The organism is Amycolatopsis samaneae (assembly GCF_039541975.1).
GTDB lineage: Bacteria > Actinomycetota > Actinomycetes > Mycobacteriales > Pseudonocardiaceae > Amycolatopsis > Amycolatopsis samaneae.
The window spans coordinates 165,731-183,713 of sequence record NZ_BAABHG010000001.1 but is presented as its reverse complement, the minus strand read 5'-3'; the positions used below and the strand labels follow the sequence as shown (position 1 = coordinate 183,713).

Below are 17,983 nucleotides of genomic sequence, written 5' to 3'. Positions count from 1 at the left end.
AGGCCGGTGTCAGTGTCGTGTGCGTTCCCTGTGATCGGCCCGCGTCAAGCTCTGCGTGTGCCGGGCACCCGGCCCCGAAACCGGGTCGTCGCGGCGCGAGTTTCGGCAGTAGCAAAGGAAAAGGCAGATGACGATCACTCTCCGCCCGGGAAGCACCGTGCTGTTCACCGGCGATTCGATCACCGACCGCCGGCACCTGGCCGAGGAGGACCCCGCCGGCTGCGGCTACCCGCAGCGGATCGCGGGCGAGTGGTGCTTCCGGCACCCCGACCGTCCGATGACCTGGCTGAACACCGCGAACGCCGGTGACAAGGTGATGGACCTCGAAGCCCGCTGGCAGACCGACGTGCTCGACGCGCGTCCGGACGTGGTGTCGATCCTCGTCGGGGCCAACGACATGGGCTGGCACACGCTGGACCCGGAGGGGCGCGTGATTCCCGCGGCGGAGTTCGCGGCGGGGTACGATCGTCTGCTCGCGCCGCTCGCCGCGGCGGGCACGGAGCTGATCCTCATCGAACCGTTTCTGCTGCCGATCCACGGCGTCGTCGAGGCAGGCCCCACGTTCGTCGGGGAAAAGGAGCGACGCGCGTGGCGCGCCGACCTGGACCCGAAGATCCAGGCCGTGCGGGACCTCGCCGACAGGTACGGCGCCCAGCTGATCGCCGCGGACGGCATGTTCACCGAACTCGCCGCGACCACCGGAGCGGAGCACTGGTCGGCGGACGGCGTGCATCCGACCGCGGCGGGCCACGCCGCGCTCGCGGAAGCCTGGCTGGGGGTGGTCGCCTGACGCCGGGGGAAACGGGGTCAGGTGCGGGATGTTCGGTCGTGGCGTACGGAATCGGGCGCCGTCTTCTGCCACGTGGCCCGGGTGATCTCGTACTCGACCTCGCCCTGCGTGACGCCGGGTACCGCGTCCTCGTCGCCGCCGGAGCACGGGAAGGCCCGGACGTAGGTGAGCCCGGCGGCGGACATGGTGGCTCGCGACGCGGTGTTGACGGCGAGTGTCTGCGCGAAGACGCGGTCGAGTCCGAGATCGGCGAAGCCGTACCGGAGGAGTTCCCGCGCGCCCTCGGTGGCGTACCCGCGACGCCACCGGCGGCGCAGCAGCCGGAAGCCGAGATCCGCCTCGCCGTCCACCTTCGGCTGATCCGGGCCGTGCGGCGGCCTCAGCAGCCACCAGCCGACGAACCCGTCCTCGGCGAAGCCGGCCCACAGGCCGAGCCCGGGTACTTCGAGCGCGGCGGCGATGCGGCGGCGGTGCGCGGTTTCGACCTCGGCGCGGGTGGCGGCGCGGCCACCGAGATAGCGCATCACCTCGGGGTCGGAGTCGAGTTCGACCTCCAGGTCGAGATGCTCGTCGGCCAGCGGCACGAGCGTCAGCCTCGGCGTGTGCAGTACGGGCTGGGTCATGCACCGATCGTCGCAGCGGCGGCAACCGGATTATCCTGCGGTGGCCCGCCCGGCCGGAGGGCTACCTGATGCTCCACTGCTGGTGGGCGCCGTCGTGGCAGTGCCAGGTGAGCACCCAGGAACCCGGTGGCAGGTTCGCGGCCTCGACCTCGAGACACAGACCGCTGTGCCTCGCCATGAACCGGTGGAAGCCGCCGGGCAGGTCGCTCCGGCGCCACTGCTGGTGCGTACCGCCGTGGCAGGGCCACTGGAGGACGTAGGCGCCCGGCCCACCGGCGTTGTCCACCTCCAGGCACTGCGCGCTGTGCTCCACGACCAGCTGAACGTAGCCGTTGCCCAGGTCGTTGATCCGCCACAGCTGGTGCTGGCCGCGGTGGCAGTTCCACTGCAGGACCCGTGTTCCCGGGTCCAGTCTGCCGTGGTCCACCTCCAGGCACAGTCCGCTGTGCCGGGCGGCGATCGAGAACGGGCCCGCCTGCCTGGCCTGCGCCACGGCGGGAACACCGCCGAGCGAAAGTGCCGCCGCGCCCAGCACCATCGAAACACGGCGTAGGAATCCGACCATTTCGTAGCCACCCTCCTGCACGGGCGATACCTCGCGATCGCACCGATTTTCCTTGGTCGCGCGGAAGAAAACTCACTTTTGTGGAATCACCGGAATGCGGCGGTCGTGGCGTCGTGCCACCGATTTTCGCCGAAGGGCCAAGCATAAACGGCGATACCGGTGCGAACAGCCTGCATGCGGACGATTCGTGGCGGGCTTTCGTTACTCCGCCAAGGTTTTACGGACGAGAAGGTGTCGTGAACGGCACCTTCTCGACCTGGTCATCGCGGTGGTGTGCGCGGGCCCGACCGGTTGGCGAGCGAACAGTTCCGAAGGGTTCCCCTCGCCCTCGTGCGAAGGCTACGCTCGCTGATTGTGCCGACACCGGTACCGGACGCCTGGGCGGCGCGCGTTACCACGGCGTCCAAAGGCTGGGACGGTCGCTGGGGGATTGGGTTCGGGAAGATTCTTTCCCTAGGGTCCGTGTCCGTCACCCGATCAGACGAACCCGAGTAGGTGCCGTGCCCGACCCCCTGCCGTCCGCCGCGGGCGCTCCGCCGACCGCGGCGCGCTCGGTCCCCGCCGCGCTGTGGCGGGCGATCCGCGCCGGCCGCTGGACTCTCGTCTGCGCGATCGTGGTCGTGCTGATCGTGGTCATGGCCGTCGCGGCCGATCTGCTGACCCTGATCGAGGGGCAGAGTCTCCAGCCGGACATCCGGAACCTCGGGCCGACCGGCCTCCCGGCGGGCCCGCTCGGCGGCATCGGCGGGGCGCACTGGTTCGGCGTGGAGCCGCTGACCGGGATCGACCTGTTCGCGCTGGTCTCCCACGGCGCGCGGACGTCACTGCTGGTCGGGCTCGGCGGGACCGCGCTGGCCACCCTGCTGGGCGTGCTGATCGGGGCGAGCGCCGGCTACCTCGGCGGCTGGTGGGACCGCGTGGTCTCCTGGACCGCGGACGTGATCCTCGGGTTCCCGTACCTGATCTTCATGATCGCGCTGGGCGCGGTCGCCCCGGTCGAGTTCCCCCGGCAGCTGCTGCTGATCGTGGTGCTCGGGCTGTTCGGCTGGCCCCGGGTCGCGCGGATCGTCCGGGCGCAGACCCTGACGCTGAGCAAGCGCGATTTCGTGTCCGCGGCGAAGGCGATGGGCGGCGGCCCGTGGCACGTGTTCTCCCGCGAGCTGCTTCCCAACCTGTGGGCGCCGATCATCGTCGTGGCCAGCCTGAGCATCCCGTCGACGATCGGCAGCGAGGCGGCGCTGTCGTTCCTCGGGGTGGGCGTGCTGCCGCCGACCCCGAGCTGGGGACGCACCATCAGCACCGCGATCGACTTCTTCCAGACCGACCCGATGTACCTGATCTTCCCCGGCACCCTGCTGTTCCTGGTCACGCTGGCGTTCAACGTCGTGGGCGACGGCATCCGCGACACTCTCGACCCGCGGTCGGGAGGGGGTCGTTGATGCGTGCGCTCCGCTTCGCGCTGACCCGGCTCGCCGGGATGGCACTCGTCCTGCTCATCGTCACGTTCGTCACCTTCGTGGTGTTCTACCTGCTGCCCGCCGATCCGGCGCGGATGGCCTGCGGCCGGCCCTGCACCCCGGAGGGCCTGGCGCTCGCCAAGGAGTTCATGGGATTCGACGTGCCGTGGTACCGGCAGTTCCTCGACTTCGTCGCGGGGATCTTCGCCGGGCGGACGTTCGGCACCGGCGCCGCCGCGATCCACTGCGCGGCACCGTGTTTCGGCTACGACTTCCAGAACAACGTGACGGTACTGGCCGAGATCGGCGACCGGATCGAGGTGAGCTTCTCGGTCGCGGCGGGTGCCGCGGTGCTCTGGCTCGTCACCGGTGTCGGCCTCGGCGTGCTCTCCGCGCTGCGCCGCGGCACCGCGTGGGACCGGATCACCATGACGATCGCGATGGCCGGGGTGTCGATGCCCGCCTACCTCGCCGGGATGATCGGCATCACCGTGTTCGCGTTCGCGCTGGACATGGTGCCCAAGTCCGGGTATGTCCCGATCGGCGACAACCCGGCGCAGTGGGCCTGGCACCTCGTGCTGCCGTGGCTGGTGCTGGCGTTCCTGCACGCCGCGATCTACGCCAGGCTGACCCGCGGCCAGATGCTGGAGACGCTGGGCGAGGACTTCGTCCGCACCGCGCGGGCCAAGGGCCTCACCGAGCGGAAGGTGATCGGCAGGCACGCGCTGCGCAACGTGCTGCTGCCGGTGGTCACCGTGTTCGGGGTGGATCTCGGCGCCCTGCTCGCCGGAACCGTGATCACCGAACGGATCTTCGGCATGGCCGGCGTCGGCAGGCTGCTCGTCGACGGCATCGCGTCGATGAACCTGCCCGTGCTGCTCGGCGTGACGCTGTTCTCCGCCGTGCTCGTGACCGTCGTGAACTTCCTAGTCGACCTGTGCTACGGCGCGCTCGATCCGCGAGCACGCCTGACGTGAGAGGGAAAACCATGAAACGCGGACCTGTGCTGAAGGCGATCGCCGGGGCGGTCGCGGCCGTCTCGGTGCTCACCGCCTGCGGTGCGAACGACCCGTCGCCGTCGGGCGGGAGCGTGAAGCCGGGCGGCACGCTCTACCTGCTTTCCGACGCGCCTTCGCAGCAGTACGACCCGGCGAAGAGCTCGAACCTGGTGGTCACCTCGCTCAGCTTCGTGCACCGCAGGCTGACCTCGTGGAAGGTCGCGCCGGGGCAGGACACCACGATCGTCCCCGATCTGGCCACCGACACCGGCAGGCCGAGCGACGACGGGAAAACGTGGACGTTCACGCTGAAGGACAACCTGAAGTACAGCGACGGCACGCCGATCAAGGCCGAGGACGTCAAATGGGGCCTCGAACGGTCGTTCGCCGCCCCGTTCTCGGGTGGGCTCAGCTACCACAAGGACCTGCTGTCGCCGGGACTGGCGTACAAGGGCCCGTTCGACGGCGGCAAGGAACTGGACACGATCCAGACCCCGGACGAGAAGACGATCGTCTTCAAGCTGTCCCGGCCCTACGGTGACTGGAACTGGATCGCCAGCACGCCCGCGTTCGCGCCGGTGCCGAAGGGGAAGGGCGCCGAGCCGAACTACGGCGATCGCCCGATCACGTCCGGGCCGTACCAGGTGGAGAAGTACGAGCGGGGCAAGGAAGCACGGCTGGTCCGCAATCCGCACTGGGACCGCAGGACCGACGACACGCGCGCGGCGAACCCGGACGCCATCGTCACCCAGCTCGGCCAGGACACCTCGGTCATCTCCAAGCGGCTGATCGACGACAGCGGCAACGACCAGGCCGCGTTCGGCATTTCGTTCGCCTCACCCGCGCAGCTGGCGCAGATCCAGGCCAACCCGTCGGCGAAGTCCCGGCTGGTCACCTCGGAGTCCGGGGCGCTGGCCTACCTTTCGCTGAACACCCAGCGCGGCAAGCTCACCGATCCCCAGGTACGCAAGGCTTTCCAGTACGCGGTGAACAAGGCGGCCTACCAGGTCGCGAGCGCGGGCAACGCGCAGCTGGCCGGAGACATCGCCACCACGCTGATCACGCCCGGCATCGCGGGCCGCGAGCAGTTCGACCTGTACCCGACGAAGCCCGAGGGCGATCCGGAGAAGGCCAAGCAGCTGCTGGCCGAAGCGGGCCTGCCGAACGGGCTCGACGGGCTGGTGCTCGCGACCAAGAACGAGAACAGCTTCCCGGAGAAGGCCGCCGCGATCCAGGCCGCGCTCGCCAGGGCGGGCATCAAGGTCACCATCAAGGCGCTGGACGAGGACACCTACACGTCCGAAGTGGACACCAAGGGGCTGTCGGACTTCGACCTGACGCTCACCTCGTGGCAGCCCGACATCCCGAGCGCCAACGCCAACATCCAGCCGTTGTTCCAGTCGACCGAAATCGGCAACGGCGGCTACAACGAGTCCCGCTACAACAACCCCGAGGCCGACCGGCTGATCACCGAGGCGCAGGCCACGATCGACCCGGCCGCCGCCGCGAAGAAGTGGGTCGAGCTCGACAAGAAGATCCTCGGCGACTCGGCGGTGGTGCCGCTCATCTACACCCGTAACTCCTTCCTGCACGGGTCGAAGTTCGGCAACGTCGTGATCGGCCGCTTCCCGGCCTACGCCGACCACCGCCAGTTCGGGCTGGTCCAGTGACCGGGGCCTCGCCGACCGCGTCGGCCCGGCCGGTCGGCGAGGCCGCACTGCTGGAACTGGAAGACGTTTCGGTCTCGTTCGGGACGACGGAGGCGGTCCGCTCGGTCCGGTACTCGGTGGCCGCCGGGGAGGTCGTGGCCGTGGTCGGGGAGTCCGGCTCGGGCAAGACCGTCACCGCGATGTCGCTGCTCGGCCTGCTCCCGCCGGGCGCGGAGGTCTCCGGCCGGGCGCTGCTGTCGGGCCGGGACCTGTTCGCGATGACACCCGGCGAACTGCGCGCGGTGCGCGGCAACGAGGTCGGCATGGTGTTCCAGGAACCCATGAGCGCGCTGAACCCGGTGTTCTCGATCGGCGACCAGCTGGTGGAGGCCATCCGGACGCACCAGCCGCTTTCGGCGGCCGAGGCGCGGCGCAGGGCGATCGAGCTGCTCGGGCTCGTCGGCCTTCCGTCGCCGGAGCAGCGGTTCCGGTCGTATCCGCACGAGCTGTCCGGCGGTCAGCTGCAGCGGATCGTGATCGCGATGGCGGTCGCGAACGAGCCGAGCCTGCTCATCGCCGACGAGCCGACCACGGCACTCGACGTCACCGTGCAGGCCGAGATCCTCGAACTGCTGCGTGAGCTGGGCCGGCGGCTCGGCACCGCGATCCTGCTGATCACCCACGACATGGGTGTGGTCGCGGACCTCGCCGACCGCGTCGTGGTGATGTACGACGGCCGCGTCGTCGAGCAGAACGATGTCACCTCGCTCTTCACCGCGCCGGGGGAGGACTACACCCGGCAGCTGCTCGGTTCGGTGGTCTCGCTCGGCGCGGTGGCCACCGAAGGCGTGGAACGCGCGCTGTCGGCCGAACCGGTGCTCGTGCCGGGACACCACGCCGCCGCCGAGTACCCGGCCGCCCGGTCGGTCCCCGACGTGCCCTCGGAGTCACCGCTGCTGACCGTCGAAGACCTGTCCGTCACCTACCGGGGCCGCTTCCGATCGCTGGCCGTCCGCGCCGCGGCCGGGGTGAGCCTGCACGTGGAGCCGGGGGAGATCCTCGGCCTGGTCGGCGAATCCGGCTCCGGCAAGAGCACCGTCGCCGGCGCGGTCACCGGCCTCGTCCCGCCCACCTCGGGCACGGTCCGGATCGGCGGCACCGACGTCGCGCGCGTGCGGGGGCGGGCGGCGAAGGCGTTGCGGCGGCGGGTCGGCGTGGTGTTCCAGGATCCGTTGTCCGCGCTCAATCCCCGGCTCACCGTGGGGGAGAGCGTGGCCACCCCGATCCGGCTGCACCGCCTGCTCCGCAGGTCCGAAGTGGACAAACGCGTCGCCGAACTGCTCGACGCCGTGCGGCTTTCGCCGTCGCTGCGTACGCGGTATCCGCACGAGTTGTCCGGTGGGCAGCGCCAGCGGGTCGGCATCGCCCGCGCGCTGGCGCTGCGCCCGGACCTGCTGGTGGCCGACGAGCCGACGAGCGCGCTGGATGTCACCATCCAGGCGCGGGTGCTCGACCTGCTGCGTTCGCTGCAGGACGAGTTCGGGTTCGCCTGCCTGTTCATCAGTCACGACCTCGCGGTGATCGAGCAGCTCGCCACCCGGGTCGCGGTGATGCATCGCGGGCACGTGGTCGAACAGGGCCCGACGAAGGCGGTGCTCACCGCCCCGGTCCACCCCTACACCCAGCGGCTGCTTTCGGCCGCGCCGGTCGCCGATCCCGCGGCGCAGCGCCGTCGTCGTGAGGCGTGGCGCGAACTCGGGCAGCGCTCGCCGGAGGAGCGCTCACACCGGTTGTAGCGGATCGAGATCGTCCCAGCCGGAGGTGGGCAGCGGCCGGATGTCGCGGACCCAGCTCGCCCGCACGTAGGGCAGGCAGACCTGGGTCGGCTTCTCGGCGTCGAGGGGTACCGCGGTGCGGTGGACGCCGACTCCCGTTGCCGCGACGCGGTTTTCGAAGACCGCGTCGAGATAGTCGTTCCACACGCCGTAGTCGGAGGGCACGACCAGCTGGGCGGGCGCCTCGAACTCGACGGTCGCGTAGCCGGTGCTCAGCTCGTGTTCGGGGTTGAACAGGGCCGTCGCGTCGAACAGCCGCAGCCGGCCCCACCACGCCCACACCGGCGGGTACCCGCCGGTCGACACCCCGGCCTCGCCCATCGCGTCGACCATCGCCCGGTACGCGGCCCCGAACGGCACGGGCACGTGTGCCCAGCTGCCGACGAGCGAACCCCCGGCGGCGAGGTGGGCCGCCCTGGCCAGTGGCTGGAACGTCCTGAGTGTGATCCTGTTCACGCGCACCTCCCTCCGCCGCCGAGCATGCCAGGCGGGCTTCGCGCACACGACGGAATTACCAGGGGAGAGCGGCGGTGCTCAGCCGGTGCGGTGCGCTCGGCGCTCGGCGACACGTTCCTCCAGCGCCTCGAACCACAGCCGCCCCGGCCTGCCGCAGCTGTCGCGGATCTCGTGTTTGAGATCGGCGGTATTCGAGTTCAGGGTCCGGACCATGGTCAACCCCTCGCCGACCCGCGCCCGCAGCTCGTCGTGGGAACGGGTCAGGTGCGCCGCGGCGGCGCGCAGTTCGGCGCGGGCCCGCCTCCCCGCGCGGCCGGTCGGCACCCACTGTCGTGGCGCGAGCCGGGCGCGCCGGACCAGGTGCGACATGGTGCGGACCGAGGACTGCGCGGACTGGTAGGCCAGATGCGCGGTGTCGGCACACTGGTACGACTCGCGGTGGCAGATTCGCAGGGAGTGGAAGCCGACGTCGATCCCGTTCGAGTGCCGATCGGCGGGTTTTCCCTTCGCCCGGCCGTTCGCGGGGCCGGTGGTCGGCGTGCGGAGTTTCGCCAGCCGTGCCTGGACCTGCTCGGCCTGACGGCGCACCCGCTCGTTCTCGGCGCGGACACGGCGCAGGGCGCGGTCCGCTTCCGTTGTCGCGGCACGGATCTCCTCGATGGTGACGGGTTCCGGGCGGCGGTCCCACCGCGCGATCGCGACGAGCACGGCGATCCCGGCCAGCGCGTCGAGGACGAACGGCCAGATGCTGCCCGTGATGACGTGGTCGGTCCGTCCGGATCGGGTCAGCTGCAGGAGGGCGAGGGCGTTGACCACACCGAGCAGCAGCCCCGCCCGCGCCAGTACGCCCAGCCACCGTTTCGCCGGCGGCACCGACCTACCGCGAAGCCTGCCCTTCCGGTCCAGGACCATCCGGACCAGTACCAGGGCCAGCAGCAGTGAGCCGATCATGGCCCACTGCCATTCCCGCAGGTAGGGCAGCATCGTGGGCGCGCCGCCGAGCACGATGTGGGCCGCGATCGCCGGGGCCGCGAGCACCATCGTCAGTGGCAGGCCGCCGAACACGGCGAGCAGCACGAGGGCACAGCCACCGCGGCCGGTGCGGTTGTTCGCCACGGCTCACCGACGCCGTCCGCGGCCGCCACCCTGGGCCTTCCGCCCGGCGGCCTGCTGCCGGGAACCGTTTCGTGGCACGGATTTCCGGGGTTCTGAACCGCGCGACGGGGGTGCGAGCGCTGCCGCGCCGGAGCCGTTGAGCACCTTGTCGACCACGACCGCGACCCCGCCGGTCAGGTCGGCGTGGTGCTGGACGAGCATCGTGGTGAAGTGCTGGGTCAGGTCGATGTAGGCGCGGCGTTCCGCCAGCGGAAGCCCGGGTTTGACGGTCTCCCGCTGCATGTTGACCATGCACTCCCGTAACGACCGCGCGCTGATGTCGGCCCGGCCGAGTTCCCCCTGCATCTGGTGCAGTGTCGCGGAGGACTCCTGGCGCCGCTGTTCCAGCCTCGCCAGGGTGATCTCCTTGGCATCGGCGGTCTGGGTCTTCTCCAGGTTGATCCGGCGCATCTCGGTGACCAGGGCGTAGGACTCGGCGATGACCCGGCCGGCGGCGCCGAGCGGGCTCAGTGATTCGGCTATCCGCGACACGGCGTCGCCGAACACGAGGTGGCCGCCCGCCAGGCTTACCAAACTCTTCGACACACAAAACCGCCTTCCGGAAAAGTGTTCTCCGACATGGGTTTCCGGGCGATCGGAGCGGAGACCCCGGCTTGCCGTCCGGAAGTCGTGTGTCCGCGACAGCGCGTTACAACCCGCGAAGGCAGGCGTCGCCCCGCGACCGCCCTTGCCAGGGGCTGGAACGTCCCGGGTAGGATCGGGCACCTCCTCGCTCGCTCCGGGAAGTACGTCAGGGAGAATCCGGCGGGCGCGACGGGATTGCCGGGGACGGTCGAGGAAGAGTGACACTGCGCGCCGAGCTGGCCGGACTGCTCGTGAACGCCGGTCTCTCCGACGTGGATGTCGACGAAGCGGTCGCGGACGAGCAACTGCGGTCGTCGGTGTACCGGCGCGTCGTCCTGACGGCCGCCGGGTCCGCGAACCGCGCCGGTGACCGCGCGATCGTGGGCGTGCTTCTCCGTGACCCCATCGCGATGAAGGGCAGGACCGCGGTGGTGCTGCTCGTCGACAGTATCGCGAGGAAGGCCGGCGATCCCGCGGAGTTCCGGCGGTGGGCGGCCGGGATCCTGCCGGAGATCGACCGGCTGGCGGCAGGGAAGGACCGGGACTTCCTCCTGGCCCGTGTCCGCGACTGGTCGTTCCGTCTGTCCATTGAGGACGGGAAGGTGCCGTCGCCGGACGAGTTGGCCGGCGTCACGGACTGGATGCAGCGCACCCTCGCCGAGACGACGGCGTCGCGGCCGGTGCTTGCCCTGCTGGCCGGGTCCGGACGTACCGAGAAGATACGGAACATCGCGAAGAACCGGGCCGGGACGGGTGGCGCGGCCCGGCCGCGGTGACCGTTCAGGGCTTGCGGGCGACTCCCGCGTAGAAGATCTCGTTGTACTTGCTGTCCTCGACGATGTCGCCCGGCCCCATCGGACGCCAGTTGCCGCAGCCGACCAGGCCGGGCTCCACCAGGTCGAAGTCGCCGAACAGGGCGAGTACCTCGTCGTGGCTCCGCGTCGTCGCCTGCTCGTGGCTGCGCGCCCTGCGGAAGACCCCGGTCAGCTCGTGCACCCGTCGCGGCTGCATGTCCTCGGTGCCGTGGGTGATCGCCAGATAGCTGCCGCTCGCCAGCGCGTCGCGGTAGCGGGCGGTCAGGCCGGCCGGATCGTCCTCGTCGGAGACCCAGTGCAGCATCAACAGGAACAACAGGCCGATCGGCTCGTCGAAGTCCAGCAGCCGCTTCGCCTCCGGACTGTCCATAATGGACTCCGGATCCCGCATGTCCGCCCGGAGCACGTCGGCGCGGTCGTTGTCGCCCAGGATCAGCTTGCTGTGCGCCACGGCGACCGCGTCCCGGTCCACGTACAGCACCCGGTACTCCGGATCGGCCCGGTGCGCGATCTCGTGCACGTTGCCCACGGTGGGCACACCGGAGCCGATGTCGAGGAACTGCCGGACCCCCTGCTCCATCATGAACACCACGGCCCGGCGCAGGAAGGCCCGGTTCAGCCGTGCCGAGCGCTGGCCACCCGGCATGATCCGCTCGATCTGCGCGGCGGCCTCCCGGTCCACCGCGAAGTTGTGGGCACCACCCAGCAGGTAGTCGTAGATCCGGGCGGAGCTGGGTTTCGACAGGTCGATTCCGGGCGGAACCCAGTCCGGCAGGTGCGTCACCGCGTACCCCTCATCAGCTCGTCGGCGGTCCAGCGTAGCGAGGTCCGGGAAAAACCTCGACGGCCATGGGGCCGATTCGGTCAACCCGATCGGGTACTTACGGGCATCGCCGAACAGTTACTAAAGTGCACTGTTCTTTCCGCGCGTCCGCGATGGAGCACCGATGCCGGTATCTGTGGCCCCCGGCCGATGGCCGTTACCCGGGCACACCCCGGTGATGCCGCGCCGCCGATTCCGCTTCACCGGTTCTTATTCCCGCCGTCTGCCCACGACGGTGTTTTCCCGCGACTGACGGAGGTTTCCCGAAATGCGTTGGCGTCACCGCGGATTCCCGCGCCGGGCGGGCACGGTCGTGCTCACCGTGCTGGCCGTCGCCCTGCTCGCCGCGCCGGCACGGGCCACCGCGCCCGTGACGTCCTGCCGGGAGGTGGCCGTGCCGGTGGCCGTCCCGCTGCTCGGCGGGCAGACCGTGCGTGGCACGCTGTGCGTGCCCGAGGGCGCCCGCGTCGTGCAGGTGCTGATCCCCGGCGCGACCTTCAACCGGGCGTACTGGGACTACGACGCCCCCGGGGTCCGTTCCTACCGGCGGGCGATGAACGACGCCGGTTACGCCACCCTCGCCATGGACCGGCTGGGCTCCGGGCGCAGTTCGCGGCCGCTGGGCGCGCTGCTGACCTCCACCGGGCAGGCCATCGCGGCGCACCAGGTGATCCAGGCACTGCGGTCCGGCGCGCTGGGGCAGCGGTTCGACAAGGTGATCAGCGGCGGGCACTCGCTCGGTTCGGTCATCAACATGATCGAGGCGAGCACCTTCGGTGACGTGGACGGTGTGCTGATCACCGACATGACCCATCGCCTGAACGTGGTGCCCACCCTGCCCGTGTTCGCCTCGCTGATCCCGGTCGCGCTGGATCCCCGGCTGTCCCGGCGACAGGGGCTCGACCCCGCCTACCTGACCACCCGCGACGGCACCCGGTACGACTCCTTCCAGAAACCCGGGCCGTACAACCCGGCCGCGGCCCGTCTCGACGAGGAGACCAAGGACGTCGTGGCGGCCGGGGAGGTGGTCGACGCCGCCGCGTTCGGGGTCGTCGTCCCGGTCACCCGGGGGATCACCGTGCCGGTCATGCTCGTCATGGGCGAGTACGACCCGGTGTTCTGCGGTGCGCTCGCCACCGACTGCTCGACGGCCGAGGGCCTGCTGCGCACGGAGGGGCCGTATTACTCCCCGGCGGCGGATCTGCGCACCTTCGTGGTGCCCGGCTTCGGGCACGCGATCAACCTCGCGCCGGACGCGCCGGAGTACTTCGCCGCGGTGACGCGGTGGGCCGACGGCGTGATCGGGCACTGACCGCGATTTCGGGTGGCGTGGCACCGAAACCTACCGGTCACCGCCGAGGAGCGCGCCGAGGTCGGGCACCGGCCCGGCGGCACCGGTGAACAGCGGGCCCGTCCCCAGCTCGGCTCCCGCGCGCTGCCACCACCGTGCCTGCGCGCCGGATTCGAGATCACCGGCCAGCACCGTGATCCCGGCCCGGCGGACCAGCGCGAGCGTGGCCCGCGCCCCGGCGAGGACGAGCGAGTCCTCGTCGAGCGCGTGACACACGAGGCGGGAGTCGAGGCGTACGGCGCGCACCGGGAGATCCTCCAGCAACGCCAGTTCGCCCGGTGTCGCGCCGAAATCCTGCAGTACCAACCCGATGCCCAGCTCGGCGAGGACACGCGCGGTGTCGACCAGCTCGTGCCGCGGCCCGAGCAGCGCGGCGCTCGGCAGGCCGAGCCACAACCGTCCGGCGGGCAGCTCGCCCGCTTCGAGGATCTCCCGGATCTTCGCGGTCAGCCGGGGATCGGCCAGCTGGTTCGGCGTGCACGGGAACAGCAGCGTCAGATCCGCGTCCGCGCGGGCGGCGGTCTCCGTCCAGCCACGCTCGACCAGCCACGCGCCGAGCGGGCCGATCAGCGCGGTGCGCTCGGCGAGGTCGAGGTACCGCTCCGGCGGGAGCACGCCCAGCTCCGGGTGGTCCCACCGCAGCCGCGCCTCGACACCGGCGATCCCGCCGTCGGCCAGGCGCACCAGCGGTTCGTAGCCGATGCCCAGCTCGCCGGTCTCCCACGCGCCGGGCAGACCGGCCACCAGTCCGACGGCCTGCCCGGCGTGCACGTCCCACACCGGGTCGTACCGTTCCCACCGGCCGGGGCCCTTCCGCTTGGCCCGCCGCATCGCCAGATCCGCGGAACGCAGCACCTCGGCGGGGTCGGCGGTGCGGGGAAACTCTTCGACCACACCGAAACTCGCCGTCACCGCCAGCCCGGCGCCGTCGAGGTAGACCGGTTCGGACAGCGCCTGGTTGATCCGTTCGACCATCGTGGCCGCGTCCGGCGTGCTCGCCGAGTTCTCGATCAGGATGCCGAACCGGTCGCTCTCGAACCGCGCGGTCATCGCGTTCTCGTCCGCCACCGCGGATCTGAGCCGGTCCGCGACGATCCGCAGCAGCTCGTCGCCCGTCCGCCTGCCGAGCCCGTCGGTCACCGACGACAGCCCGTCGAGGTCGAGATGGTAGAGCGTCGCCGGAGTCGACTGGTGGAGCACGTGTTCGAGGCGCGTGCCGAAGCACTGCCGGTTGGGCAGGCCGGTGAGCACGTCGTGCAGCAACTGGTGCCGCAGCTGGTTCTGCAGGAGCGTCAGTTCCGCGTCGTCGGCCACGATGGTGACGTACTGACCGGACCGGTCGTGCGCGCCACGCAGGAGCGAGGCGGTGAGCGTGACCTGTGACAGGTCCCCGTCCTTGGTGACCAGGTGCGGGCGTGCGCGCAGCCGCTCGATCCGGCCCTCCCGCAGATCGCGGTACCCGTCCCGCAGGCCTTCCCGATCCGGTTCGTCGGCGAATTCGAACAGGGTGCCGTCCGCGATCTCGGCAGGCGTCCGCTCCAGAATCCGGTGCAGGGCGGGATTCGCGCGGACGAACCGGCCGTCGGGCCCGGTGACCGCGATGCCGCTCGGCGAGCCGACGAAGATCTCGTCCAGCTGGGCCTCGCTGGCCCGCAGCTCACGCTGTGACTCCCGGATCGCGTCGAACAGCGCCTCGTCACTCGTGTTCTGCTGTTCGGTGGCCGCCGAGCGGAGCGCCTCCACGTATCCGGACGCCAGCGCGCCGAGCACTCTGGCGACGTGCTCCGGCGGGCGATCGCCGGCCAGACCGTCCGCCTGCGCCAGCGCGGGGGCGAGGACGTCCATGGTGCACCGCAGGCTCGTCGTGCCGACGCAGTGCAGCCGGACGAGTTCGGCGCCCACCTCCGCCGCGCTGTCGAGGGCGGGCTCGCCCCCGCGCACCGCGTCGAGCAGCCGGTCGAGCAGGCCGAGGAACTCTCGCTCGATTTCCGCGTGGGGGAGCGGGATGTAAGTGCCGAGACTGACCAGATAGGCCCATTTCCGCGCGATCTTGACGCGTTCGCGCTCCGGCGGAAGCGGCTGTTTCCCGGCAGGCCGCTCCTGGCCATCGGAGGGTAATGGCCTGGTCATGGCGCGTGGCTCCCTGATCTCCGTGTCCTCGACCGGTCATTCGTGCCGATTACCGGTGGGCCCGGTTTTCGGCCTCGGCGTGGTGTCCTCACCCACACACCGCGCCCGCCCTGGGACGAACAGCCTACTCACCTTCGTCTCGGTGGCAGGGGCCCCATCGGTGTAACAGCACGTCAGTCGATGAGGTGACGATGGGACCGGCCGGTCGCCGCCCGTGCCGAAGGTCGCATTCGAGACACACCGGTCGCGGTCGAAGCCCGCGTCGCGAACAGGGCGTTGGGGATGGTGAGCGTTGCTGGTGGCCTTGCGTGGGGTGAGCGGGGTGCTGAAGGACGCTTTCAGTGCGTTGGCCGCGCTGAAGGACGCTTTCAGTGCGCTGAGCGCACCGAAGGCGTCCTTCAGCACACGGGCGGCCTGGCCTGTGGTGCGGGCACACTGGGCTTCCTGCTGCCTTCGCCGAACGGCTCCGGGGCGAACTTCGTCACCGGTCTGATGAACAACCCGGCGGGTGCCATCACCGGAACCCCGGACAGCATCCCGCCCTACGGCCTGCTGGACGGCGACAAGCCCCAGCCGTTGCCGTCGAAGTGATCGAGCCGGGTGCGCCGCGTTTCGGCGCACCCGGTCTTCACCGGAGCGGGACCGCCACCGGGCCGAGGGGAAGACGGCCCGGCTGGTCGATCGGCGGCAGGAAGTCGGCCGGGCTGGCGCACACGGCACGGATCACGTCGGCGACCTGGCGCAGCAGGCCGAGCCGGGGGTGATGCGGTGGCCAGGCGATCCCGATCTCCCGTGGCGCGACGATTTCGCTGAGCGAGAACCGCACGACACCGGGGTACCGCTGGCCCAAAGCCAGCTGCGGCACGATCGAATACCCGACGTCCGCGGCGACGAGTGGTTCGGCCACGTGGATCTTTTCGGTGTCGAACACCCAGTTCGGCTCGATACCCTGCCGGCGAAGCTCGGCGGCGACCTCGTACTGTTCGCTGGTCAGGCACACCATGGGCAGGCCGCGCAGATCGGCGGGCCGGAGCCGGGGCACCGAAGCCAACGGTGACTTCTTCGGCGCCAGCAGAACGAACGGATCGCTGAACAGTTCGACGGCGTGCGCCTGACCGCTCTGCAGGGGAAAGATGACGAACGCGATGTCGATCTCACCGAACCGCAGCAGTTCCTGGAGCCGGACGTCGTCGTCGACCTCGACCAGTTTGATCCAGCACGGCAGCCGTCGCGCCCTGATCGCGGCCAGCACCGGCGGCATCACCCGCACGGCCGCGCTGGAGAACGCGCCGATCCGGACGGTCGGCTCCCGGCCGTTGCGCATGTCCTCGATGTGCCGGGTCGCGGTGCGCAGGATGACCCGCACCTGTTCGGCGGCGGCGACCAGCGTGGCGCCGGCGTCGGTGAGCCGCACCTGCCGCTGGCCGGACACCCGGCGCACCAGCACGATGCCAAGCCGTCGCTCGATCGCGGCGATCCGCTGGCTCACCGCGGGTTGCGTGCAGCCGAGCGCGGCCGCGGCGTCCACGAAGGATCCCTCGTTGGCCACCGCGTAGAGCGCTTCGAGCTGCAACAGGGACAACCGGCTCTCGTCCGACCAGATGGCGTCCAGCGCGACCGGGCCGGAGCCGTTCCGTCGTGCCACGTCGATCATGACGCCGACCCCCTTGTTCCTCCCGCCAGGCAGAACGCGGTCACGAGGTCGATCGTGGCGGCGAGATCGGCCGGATCGGCGAGTTCGCCGGCACTGTGCATGTGCCGGATCGGGATGCTGACGACGCCGCAGCGGATCCCGGCCCCGACGGCCGCCATCGCGTCGGCATCGGATCCGCTCTCGGTGCCGTACGCCTCGATCGTGTAAGGGATTTCGAGTTCTCCGGCCAGGATGCGCAAGGTCCGCGCGAGAGGTTCGTCAGTGACCGCGCCGCGTCCGATCACCGGGCCGGAACCGAGCGGGTGCCTCCCGGTCCTGCGTTCGATTCCGGCCGCCGGGACGTCGCTGGCGAAGGTCGTGTCGACCGCGAGCGCGAAATCCGGTCCGATCGCGTGGACCGCGCCCAGCGCGCCGTGATAGCTGGTTTCCTCGCGCACGCTCGCCACCGCGGTCACCTCGGCGGTGACCGACGCGGTGGCCGCCGCGCGGGCCGCCTCGAGGACGGCCAGCGCGCCGAGCCGGTTGTCCAGCGCCGGCGCGGCGATCCGGCCGTTGCGCAGGTCGACCGGGGCGGCGCCGAGCACCGCCGGATCGCCGACCGAGACCACCGTCTCCGCGTCGGCCCGGCCGGTGGCGCCGATGTCGATCCACACACCGTCCATTTTCGGCACGGAGTCCCCGTCGGTCAGGTGTGGCGGCGCCGTGCCGATCACCCCCGGGACCCGGCCGCCCTCGGCGAGCACCGTGACGTGCTGTCCATAAAGGATCGCGGCGTCCCAGCCCCCGATGCGCGTCACCCACAGCCTGCCCGCTTCGTCGATATGGCTGACACCGAGCCCGATTTCGTCGATGTGCCCGAGCAGCGCGATCTTCGGTGTGCCACCCGGGTTCACCACCGCGTGCCCGCTGCCCAGCGGATCGACGCGCACCTTCGCGAATTCCCGGGCGCGCTCGACCCAGGCACGCACCGGCTCGGCTTCGTACCCGGACGGCCCGCGGGCGGCGAGCAGTGGCCGGAGCCGCCGGCGCAGTTCGTCGGCCTCGGGCGCGTATCGCGGGGGACGGCCGGTTTTCGTCATGCCGACGACTCCTTCTCG

17 protein-coding genes are annotated in these 17,983 nt (G+C 70.8%); 8 read left to right on the top strand and 9 right to left on the bottom strand.

Translation table 11 applies throughout. The features are described from left to right. The first annotated feature begins 127 nt into the window (after positions 1–127). Positions 128–790, top strand: a complete 663-nt coding sequence (locus tag ABD987_RS00830) for a GDSL-type esterase/lipase family protein (protein WP_345385712.1) — start codon at positions 128–130, stop codon at positions 788–790. A gap of 17 nt (positions 791–807) precedes the next feature. Here ABD987_RS00830 and ABD987_RS00825 read toward each other — a convergent pair whose 3' ends face one another. Continuing rightward, entirely contained in the window at positions 808–1,413 is a 606-nt protein-coding gene (locus ABD987_RS00825) for a GNAT family N-acetyltransferase (protein WP_345385709.1), read from the bottom strand. Between the two features lie 61 nt (positions 1,414–1,474). Continuing rightward, a complete protein-coding gene (locus tag ABD987_RS00820; protein WP_345385707.1) occupies positions 1,475–1,978 on the bottom strand; it encodes an RICIN domain-containing protein in 504 nt (167 codons plus the stop codon). A gap of 500 nt (positions 1,979–2,478) precedes the next feature. On the opposite strand from ABD987_RS00820, the gene ABD987_RS00815 reads away from it, so the two are divergent. From ABD987_RS00815 to ABD987_RS00800, 4 genes are read left to right on the top strand one after another with little or no spacing between them, the layout of a single operon-like run. After that, complete coding sequence (locus tag ABD987_RS00815; RefSeq protein ID WP_345385705.1) at positions 2,479–3,417, top strand: ABC transporter permease; 939 nt, start codon at positions 2,479–2,481, stop codon at positions 3,415–3,417. Then, on the top strand, positions 3,417–4,412 hold the full coding sequence (locus ABD987_RS00810) for an ABC transporter permease (RefSeq protein WP_345385703.1): 996 nt from the start codon (positions 3,417–3,419) through the stop codon (positions 4,410–4,412). The genes ABD987_RS00815 and ABD987_RS00810 overlap by 1 nt, the downstream gene beginning before the upstream one ends. An 11-nt stretch (positions 4,413–4,423) precedes the next feature. Next, positions 4,424–6,103 (top strand): ABC transporter substrate-binding protein, encoded by a 1,680-nt coding sequence (locus ABD987_RS00805; protein WP_345385701.1) that lies wholly within the window; start codon positions 4,424–4,426, stop codon positions 6,101–6,103. After that, positions 6,100–7,878, top strand: a complete 1,779-nt coding sequence (locus ABD987_RS00800) for a dipeptide ABC transporter ATP-binding protein (RefSeq protein ID WP_345385699.1) — start codon at positions 6,100–6,102, stop codon at positions 7,876–7,878. The genes ABD987_RS00805 and ABD987_RS00800 overlap by 4 nt, the downstream gene beginning before the upstream one ends. On the opposite strand, the gene ABD987_RS00795 is transcribed toward ABD987_RS00800, so the two are convergent. The 3 genes from ABD987_RS00795 to ABD987_RS00785 all read right to left on the bottom strand — a co-directional run bounded on the left by ABD987_RS00795 (position 7,864) and on the right by ABD987_RS00785 (position 10,074). After that, positions 7,864–8,373 (bottom strand): hypothetical protein, encoded by a 510-nt coding sequence (locus ABD987_RS00795; RefSeq protein ID WP_345385697.1) that lies wholly within the window; start codon positions 8,371–8,373, stop codon positions 7,864–7,866. The two genes, ABD987_RS00800 and ABD987_RS00795, sit on opposite strands and share 15 nt — an antisense overlap. 78 nt (positions 8,374–8,451) lie before the next feature. Further along, a complete protein-coding gene (locus ABD987_RS00790; RefSeq protein ID WP_345385694.1) occupies positions 8,452–9,489 on the bottom strand; it encodes a hypothetical protein in 1,038 nt (345 codons plus the stop codon). Positions 9,490–9,492: 3 nt separating this feature from the next. Then, positions 9,493–10,074, bottom strand: a complete 582-nt coding sequence (locus ABD987_RS00785) for a hypothetical protein (protein WP_345385692.1) — start codon at positions 10,072–10,074, stop codon at positions 9,493–9,495. A 257-nt stretch (positions 10,075–10,331) separates the two neighbouring features. Between ABD987_RS00785 and ABD987_RS00780 the strand changes: the two genes are divergently transcribed. Beyond that, the gene (locus ABD987_RS00780; protein WP_345385690.1) at positions 10,332–10,889 is read left to right on the top strand and encodes a hypothetical protein; all 558 of its coding nucleotides are present in this window, start codon (positions 10,332–10,334) and stop codon (positions 10,887–10,889) included. Between the two features lie 4 nt (positions 10,890–10,893). Here the strand turns inward: ABD987_RS00780 and ABD987_RS00775 are convergent, their stop codons facing one another. After that, a complete protein-coding gene (locus ABD987_RS00775) occupies positions 10,894–11,712 on the bottom strand; it encodes an SAM-dependent methyltransferase (RefSeq protein WP_345385688.1) in 819 nt (272 codons plus the stop codon). Between the two features lie 307 nt (positions 11,713–12,019). Between ABD987_RS00775 and ABD987_RS00770 the strand changes: the two genes are divergently transcribed. After that, on the top strand, positions 12,020–13,063 hold the full coding sequence (locus ABD987_RS00770) for an alpha/beta hydrolase (RefSeq protein ID WP_345385686.1): 1,044 nt from the start codon (positions 12,020–12,022) through the stop codon (positions 13,061–13,063). A gap of 30 nt (positions 13,064–13,093) precedes the next feature. Here the strand turns inward: ABD987_RS00770 and ABD987_RS00765 are convergent, their stop codons facing one another. Beyond that, on the bottom strand, positions 13,094–15,232 hold the full coding sequence (locus ABD987_RS00765) for a putative bifunctional diguanylate cyclase/phosphodiesterase (protein WP_345385684.1): 2,139 nt from the start codon (positions 15,230–15,232) through the stop codon (positions 13,094–13,096). 282 nt (positions 15,233–15,514) lie between these two features. Here ABD987_RS00765 and ABD987_RS00760 point away from each other — a divergent pair, with 282 nt between their 5' ends. Further along, on the top strand, positions 15,515–15,823 hold the full coding sequence (locus ABD987_RS00760; protein ID WP_345385682.1) for a hypothetical protein: 309 nt from the start codon (positions 15,515–15,517) through the stop codon (positions 15,821–15,823). Between the two features lie 37 nt (positions 15,824–15,860). On the opposite strand, the gene ABD987_RS00755 is transcribed toward ABD987_RS00760, so the two are convergent. Continuing rightward, positions 15,861–16,886, bottom strand: a complete 1,026-nt coding sequence (locus ABD987_RS00755) for a LysR family transcriptional regulator (RefSeq protein WP_345385680.1) — start codon at positions 16,884–16,886, stop codon at positions 15,861–15,863. Beyond that, on the bottom strand, positions 16,883–17,965 hold the full coding sequence (locus tag ABD987_RS00750) for a zinc-binding metallopeptidase family protein (RefSeq protein WP_345385678.1): 1,083 nt from the start codon (positions 17,963–17,965) through the stop codon (positions 16,883–16,885). The genes ABD987_RS00755 and ABD987_RS00750 overlap by 4 nt, the downstream gene beginning before the upstream one ends. Between the last annotated feature and the right edge of the window lie 18 nt (positions 17,966–17,983).

What these genes read in the sequence shown, in the direction of transcription:
- ABD987_RS00750 (WP_345385678.1), bottom strand. Translation starts at nt 17,965, where the DNA reads ATGACGAAAACCGGCCGTCCCCCGCGATACGCGCCCGAGGCCGACGAA.
- ABD987_RS00810 (WP_345385703.1), top strand. Translation starts at nt 3,417, where the DNA reads ATGCGTGCGCTCCGCTTCGCGCTGACCCGGCTCGCCGGGATGGCACTC.
- ABD987_RS00765 (WP_345385684.1), bottom strand. Translation starts at nt 15,232, where the DNA reads ATGACCAGGCCATTACCCTCCGATGGCCAGGAGCGGCCTGCCGGGAAA.
- ABD987_RS00755 (WP_345385680.1), bottom strand. Translation starts at nt 16,886, where the DNA reads ATGATCGACGTGGCACGACGGAACGGCTCCGGCCCGGTCGCGCTGGAC.
- ABD987_RS00770 (WP_345385686.1), top strand. Translation starts at nt 12,020, where the DNA reads ATGCGTTGGCGTCACCGCGGATTCCCGCGCCGGGCGGGCACGGTCGTG.
- ABD987_RS00760 (WP_345385682.1), top strand. Translation starts at nt 15,515, where the DNA reads ATGGTGAGCGTTGCTGGTGGCCTTGCGTGGGGTGAGCGGGGTGCTGAA.
- ABD987_RS00830 (WP_345385712.1), top strand. Translation starts at nt 128, where the DNA reads ATGACGATCACTCTCCGCCCGGGAAGCACCGTGCTGTTCACCGGCGAT.
- ABD987_RS00820 (WP_345385707.1), bottom strand. Translation starts at nt 1,978, where the DNA reads ATGGTCGGATTCCTACGCCGTGTTTCGATGGTGCTGGGCGCGGCGGCA.
- ABD987_RS00825 (WP_345385709.1), bottom strand. Translation starts at nt 1,413, where the DNA reads ATGACCCAGCCCGTACTGCACACGCCGAGGCTGACGCTCGTGCCGCTG.
- ABD987_RS00805 (WP_345385701.1), top strand. Translation starts at nt 4,424, where the DNA reads ATGAAACGCGGACCTGTGCTGAAGGCGATCGCCGGGGCGGTCGCGGCC.